General features: G+C 61.8%; 7 protein-coding genes and 1 pseudogene. 7 read left to right on the forward strand and 1 reads right to left on the reverse strand.

Translation table 11 applies throughout. The annotated features are described in order from the left end of the window. The 4 genes from APH42_RS28320 to APH42_RS28335 form a co-directional block, all read left to right on the forward strand. On the forward strand, positions 1-305 hold a 305-nt coding region (locus tag APH42_RS28320), incomplete at its 5' end, for a LysR substrate-binding domain-containing protein (protein ID WP_256217850.1). Between the two features lie 133 nt (positions 306-438). Further along, positions 439-882, forward strand: a complete 444-nt coding sequence (locus tag APH42_RS28325) for a hypothetical protein (protein WP_060494721.1) — start codon at positions 439-441, stop codon at positions 880-882. 54 nt (positions 883-936) lie between these two features. Continuing rightward, positions 937-1,683: a phytanoyl-CoA dioxygenase family protein gene (locus tag APH42_RS28330; protein WP_060494724.1), complete on the forward strand. Its 747-nt coding sequence runs from the start codon at positions 937-939 to the stop codon at positions 1,681-1,683. 196 nt (positions 1,684-1,879) lie between these two features. Continuing rightward, positions 1,880-2,401 (forward strand): acyloxyacyl hydrolase, encoded by a 522-nt coding sequence (locus tag APH42_RS28335; protein WP_012272337.1) that lies wholly within the window; start codon positions 1,880-1,882, stop codon positions 2,399-2,401. Between the two features lie 71 nt (positions 2,402-2,472). Here the strand turns inward: APH42_RS28335 and APH42_RS28340 are convergent, their stop codons facing one another. Then, positions 2,473-3,363 carry a universal stress protein gene (locus tag APH42_RS28340; protein WP_060494722.1) on the reverse strand — a complete coding sequence of 297 codons (891 nt, stop codon included), beginning with the start codon at positions 3,361-3,363 and terminating at the stop codon, positions 2,473-2,475. Between the two features lie 288 nt (positions 3,364-3,651). On the opposite strand from APH42_RS28340, the gene mntP reads away from it, so the two are divergent. The 3 genes and pseudogenes from mntP to APH42_RS28355 form a co-directional block, all read left to right on the forward strand. Beyond that, on the forward strand, positions 3,652-4,218 hold the full coding sequence (gene mntP / locus APH42_RS28345) for a manganese efflux pump MntP (protein ID WP_012272335.1): 567 nt from the start codon (positions 3,652-3,654) through the stop codon (positions 4,216-4,218). 62 nt (positions 4,219-4,280) lie between these two features. Further along, complete coding sequence (gene hisN / locus APH42_RS28350) at positions 4,281-5,072, forward strand: histidinol-phosphatase (protein WP_060494723.1); 792 nt, start codon at positions 4,281-4,283, stop codon at positions 5,070-5,072. Positions 5,073-5,295: 223 nt separating this feature from the next. Then, a pseudogene (locus tag APH42_RS28355) lies at positions 5,296-5,704 on the forward strand (hypothetical protein); the annotation flags it as partial.

A 5,704-nucleotide genomic window follows, 5' to 3' on the forward strand; every position in this document is an offset into this window, starting at 1 on the left:
GATCTAACTGTTCGTACCGTCATCATTTCGAAAGCTGGTTCGTGCAGGACCAGGCAGTGCCGGGCAAGATCCACGAGATGGAGTCCTACCACGGCATGCTGGCCTGCGTCAGCGCCGGTGCCGGCCTGGCCATGATGCCACGCAGCATGCTCGACAACATGCCCGGGTGCAGCACCGTCAGCGCCTGGCCGATGTCGGAGGACTTCCGCTACCTGAAAACCTGGCTGGTATGGCGCCGAGGCACAGTATCGCGCAGTTTGAGCATGTTCGTGAAACTACTAGAGGAAGGGCGCACAACCAATTGATAAACAGCTAAATTTACGTTTATTTGATGGCTTAGTGCCGAATATCACGATGACGACCATGCATCAGCACGAACACCACCCCCCTGAGAGGATCAGATAATAGGTAAGCCATCCTCTAAAGGAGGGTCGTACCATGCGTAACCATCACTATGCACTCGGCGCCGCGTTGCTGTTAACCCTGGCCTTGCCATGGACCCTGGCTGCCGCCGCCGATCTCAATGCCCCCATCGACATGCAGGCCGTGCAGTTGCAACCGCAGGAACAGAACGGCGTGCATTACTTGCAAGGCGGTATCGGCCAGGATGAGGCCAATGCGCTGCGCAAGACATCTGGTTATGACCTGCATGTGGAGCTTTCCACTGGCCCGGAAGGCAAATTCCAGAGCGGGGCTTCAGTCGATATCCAGAACGCAAAAGGCCAGCCTGTGATGAGCATCACGGATGCCGGGCCGCTGCTGTATGTGCAGTTGCCTCCTGGCAAGTACAAGATCATGGGCAACGCCCAGGGTGAGACGGTGCAGCAATTGGTGACCGTGAATGGCAAAGCCCCCACAACCGTGAACCTGAACTGGCGTTGATGGATAAACGGGCGGGAGTACAAATGTGCTCCCGTCATGGCGGAGCACATCGTCATGAACCTGGACCTTCAGCTGGAGATGTTGGACGAGCGGGGCTATGTGCTGCTCCCCGGTGTGCTCGAACCCCTGCGCATCGCCTTGTTGCGCTGCGCCATCGATGACCTGCAGCCGATTCACTGGGACTACCAGGGGCTGCTGGAACACTACAAGTGTGTGTTCAACCGCAACCCGTTGTGGTTGCCCTTTCTCGACCTGCTGCCTGTGATAGCCCTGGCTGAAGCGGCGCTGGGCGCTGATTGCCATCTGATCGGGCAAACTGCCTGGCGCAGCCATCCGGGTTACCCGGGCATGGCCTTGCACCTGGATTATCTGCCCATGCAGTTGCCTGATTGGCTAAGCGCGCAAGGCGACTTCACCCAACCCGCACAAATCCTCACTGCGCAGCTGTACCTCAGCGACATCGACCACGGCATCGGCCCGACCTGCATCGTACCCGGCAGCCACCGCGCGGCGCGGCCACCCCAGGCGGGGGAAGATCACTGGCAGGGGCGTGAAGCACAGGCCGTGTTGTGCAAGGCGGGCGATGCACTGGTGTTTCGCAGCGACGTCTGGCACAGCGCCGGGCCCAATTGCAGCCAGGCTCGCGAGCGCGACATGCTGCAGGTGCACTATGGCCGGCGCATGGTCGCGCAGAAGTTCTCGCCGTACTTGAACTGGCGCTTCAACCCGCAGGTGCTGGAGGAAGCCACGCCTCGGCAAAGGCGTTTGCTGGGTGAGCATGAAGAGGCGGAATACGACTGAAGTGCTGTGCACGGCAAGGCACATCTTAAGCAAGCGATTTAGCCAATAGTGGCAATACACTTTCAACTTTCTGATTATCTGGACAATAATCAAAAAACTATTACTTCGTGTGACCGGTCTGGATGCGCCGGTCCACCCTAAAAGATCGAGGGGCCTAAGCCCCCGCTTGCCGTGTAGACCATCAGGAGAGTCGTTGATGAAAACCCGTCTCGCAGCTTCGCTGGCCGCTGCAGTGCTGGCCTTTGCAGGGGCCAACCTGGCCCAGGCCGCGCAGGTATCCGGTGCCGTGGGCGCCACTAGCCAAGGCGACATGACCTACCGTATCGGCCTGTCGTTCGACTGGGACAAGAAATGGCTGGAAAGCAGTACCGGTTACGTGACCGGTTACTGGGATGCCGCCTACACCTATTGGGAGGGCGGTGACGCCAGTGGCGCGCACTCGCTGTCATTCAGCCCGGTGTTCACGTACGAGTTCAGCGGTTTCACCTACACACCGTACATCGAGGCTGGTATTGGCTTGGCGGCGTTTTCCAAGACCGACGTGGGCGACCAGCGCCTGGGCTCGTCGGTCAACTTCGAAGACCGCATCGGTTTTGGTCTGAAGTTGCCGGGCGAGCAAAAAGTCGGGATCCGCGCGATGCACTACTCCAACGCTGGGCTCAAGCAGCCTAACGACGGGATCGAGTCGTACTCGCTGTTCTACAGCAAGGGTTTCTGACACAAGATAGGAGCAGCCTTGCGCTGCTCCTATTCATTCCCGCGAAGAGATCGGTTCAGGCACACTCGCATTCAGCGTAAGGCCTTGATTGCCAGCACGTTACACAGCGGATGCTCCAGCACATGCGCCGTGGTCCCACCCAGGAACGTCTGCATCGCGTCATGCCGGTGGCTGCCCATCACGATCACATCGGCCCGGCTGTGGCCGACGAACTGAGCAATGGCCTTGATCGCTGCGCCCTCCAGGAAATGCCTGCGTTCCAGCGGGATCTGATGATGGTCGCCCAGGCGGTTGAACGCTGCTCGCTGCGCAGTGCGCACGCTGCCCTCGAAGCCGGGCATGGTCACCGTGCCAGCACCGAAGTCGGCAATGTGGGTCTTGGCCGCGTCGCACACATGCAACAGGTGCAGCTCGGCGTTGCATTGCAGGGCCAGGGCGTGCGCGCAGTGGATTACCTGCTCGTCCAGGTGCTCGCCTGCGCCATGGCTGTTCAGGTCCACCGCGGCGGCGACTTGCCGGGGCAGGGGCAGGCGGATGTCGCTGACCAGGTGCACGGCGACCGGGCTGTCTTTGAGCAACTGCCAGTCCAGTGGCGTGACCAGCAGGCGTTTGAGCACCGGTTCCTGCTGTACGTCCTTGACCAGCAGGTCGCAGCCCAGCCGTTCGACCCGCTCCAGCACGCAGCCTAGTGGGTCGCGGGTCAACAACAGCTCGGTGGACACGTCGAGGCCGGCGTTGCCCAGTTGCTCGGCCTCGTCCGCCAGCCATTGGCGGTTGTCGCTGAGCAGCCGCTCACGCTCGCGACCATCGCTCATCAAGCCAAAGGTGTCGACGTCGTCGACGATCACATTGATATCCAGCAGAGCACCACTGGATTCCGCCAGCGCCGCTGCGCGTTGCAGCGCTGGCGTGTGGCGCATTTGCGGGCCGAGCATGACGAACAGACGCTTGAACTGGCTCATCTCACACCTCCACGTGTGGCAGCCCCCCGGTCACCTGGTTCTGTTCAGTCTAGCCCTGTGTGGCCGGTAAAGCCGTTCACGCTTTTTTCACCTGGGGCTGTTATCATCGCCGCACTCTTTGGGGAGTAGCCTGCCTTCGCACCCAAACGAAGGCGCACCGGTCAACATATTTGGCAACCTGCCATGGCCTGTGCATCCAGCTGGATTGGCGAGACCAACGACCTTTCTGTAGCCAAGCCGGGCCTGCAGGGAGCTGTCGTTGACTCGTAGCCCGGCGGAGCCTGATCGTTGAATCCCATTTCCCTCGTTTTCCTTGCCTTCGCCATGTCCACGGATGCCTTCGCGGCTGCCATCGGCAAAGGTTCCAGCCTGCATAAACCCCGTTTGGCCGAAGCCCTGCGCACCGGCCTGATCTTTGGTGTCATCGAGGCCATAACCCCAGTCATTGGCTGGCTGCTGGGCCAGGCGGCCAGCCAGTACGTGGAGCAATGGGACCACTGGATTGCCTTCTTCCTGCTGCTATTGCTGGGCGCGCACATGGTGCATGCCGGCCTGAAGCCGGATGAGGAAGAGGAAGAAAAGCAAAGCCAGCACTCTTTCTGGATTTTGGCGGTGACGGCGGTGGCGACCAGCATCGATGCCCTGGCGGTGGGCATTGGCCTGGCGTTCGTCGATGTGAACATCTGGGTGGCGGCTGCGGCGATCGGCCTGGCGACCATGACCATGGTCACCCTCGGCACCATGCTGGGGCGGGCCCTGGGTTCGGTGGTGGGCAAGCGTGCCGAGATCATCGGCGGCATCGTGCTGATGCTGGTGGGCGCGACCATCCTGTATGAGCACCTGACGGCTGTTTGAGTGCGGCTGGCACGGCGTGTCGGGTATGATGCTGGCCCCATCATTGTCACGAGGCCTGCCCCATGTCCCTGAGCGCTGAACAGATCGGCGAATTCCGTACCTTCGCCGAGCAGTTGGCCGATGCTGCCGCTGTGGCGATCAAGCCGTACTTTCGCGCCAGCCTGGATGTCGAGGACAAGGGCGGGCGCCTGTACGACCCGGTGACGGTTGCCGACAAGGCCGCCGAGGACGCCATGCGCGAGTTGATCCAGGCGCGTTACCCCGAGCATGGCATCCTTGGCGAAGAAGCCGGGGTTGCCGTTGGCAGCAGCCCGCTGACCTGGGTGCTCGACCCGATCGACGGCACCCGCGCCTTCATCACCGGCCTGCCGCTGTGGGGCACGCTGATTGCCCTTAACGACGGCACGCGCCCGGTGGTTGGGGTGATGAACCAGCCGTTCACCGGCGAGCGCTTTGTCGGCACCCCCGAGGGCGCTTGGCGCAGTGGCACGCCCTTGCAGACCCGTGCCTGTGCCGACCTGGCTTCGGCCACGCTGATGTGCACCACGCCAGACATGTTCGACACCGCCGAGCGCAAGGCCGCGTTCGAGGCCGTTGCCGGCAAGGCGCGGTTGATGCGTTATGGTGGCGACTGCTACGCGTACTGCATGCTGGCCTCGGGCTTTGTCGACGTGATCGTCGAGGCCAGCCTGCAGCCGTATGACGTACAGGCGCTGATGCCGATCATCGAAGGGGCGGGTGGGGTCATTACGGCCTGGGACGGCAGCTCGGCGCAGAACGGTGGTTGCGTCGTGGCCTGTGGTGACCCGGCGCTGCATGCGCAGGTGGTGGAGATGTTGCGTCACGCCATGTGATGGGTGTGTCTCCTATACGGGCCTTTTCGCGGGTAAACCCGCTCCCACAAGTGGGGCACAGTTTTCAAAACTAGTGCTGAACCTGTGGAAGCGGGTTTACCCGCGAAGAGCCCTTACAGGATACTGCTTTCCTGGTCACCGCACTTTTTCCAATTTCCGGGCTCTATGCTTGGCCAGGCTGCTCTGATCCCCAGAGCAGCCGCCGTATATTGACCCGGTGCCGATGGTTGCAAGACACCCCAAATTCTTCCCCCGCCTGCTGCTGGCCGGCGCCCTTGCGGGCCTTTGTGCCTGCACGCAGGAACAGGGCCGCGATATGGTCAGCCAGTTCGGCAATGGCAAACCCAGCGAGCTGTTCCAGACCAGCGTCGACCGCCTGGCCACGTTGTCGATGCGCGACAATTTGCAAAGCCTGTACCTGCTGATGAACAAGCTGTACCTGCGCAACCCCAACCAGTGGAAGATGTCGGGCTACGTCGACGCCGCCACTGCCGAGCGCCAGATCCGCATCGCCATCGAGCAGCGCCGGCCGCTGCCGCAACTGGGCAACCGCCGCGACCTGGCGGCATTGAGCTACGCCCTTAGCCCCGAGTTTCGCGGCGACCGCGTCGGCGCCTTCATCTACGCCATCG

Source organism: Pseudomonas sp. NBRC 111140 (assembly GCF_001320885.1).
Lineage (GTDB): Bacteria > Pseudomonadota > Gammaproteobacteria > Pseudomonadales > Pseudomonadaceae > Aquipseudomonas > Aquipseudomonas putida_P.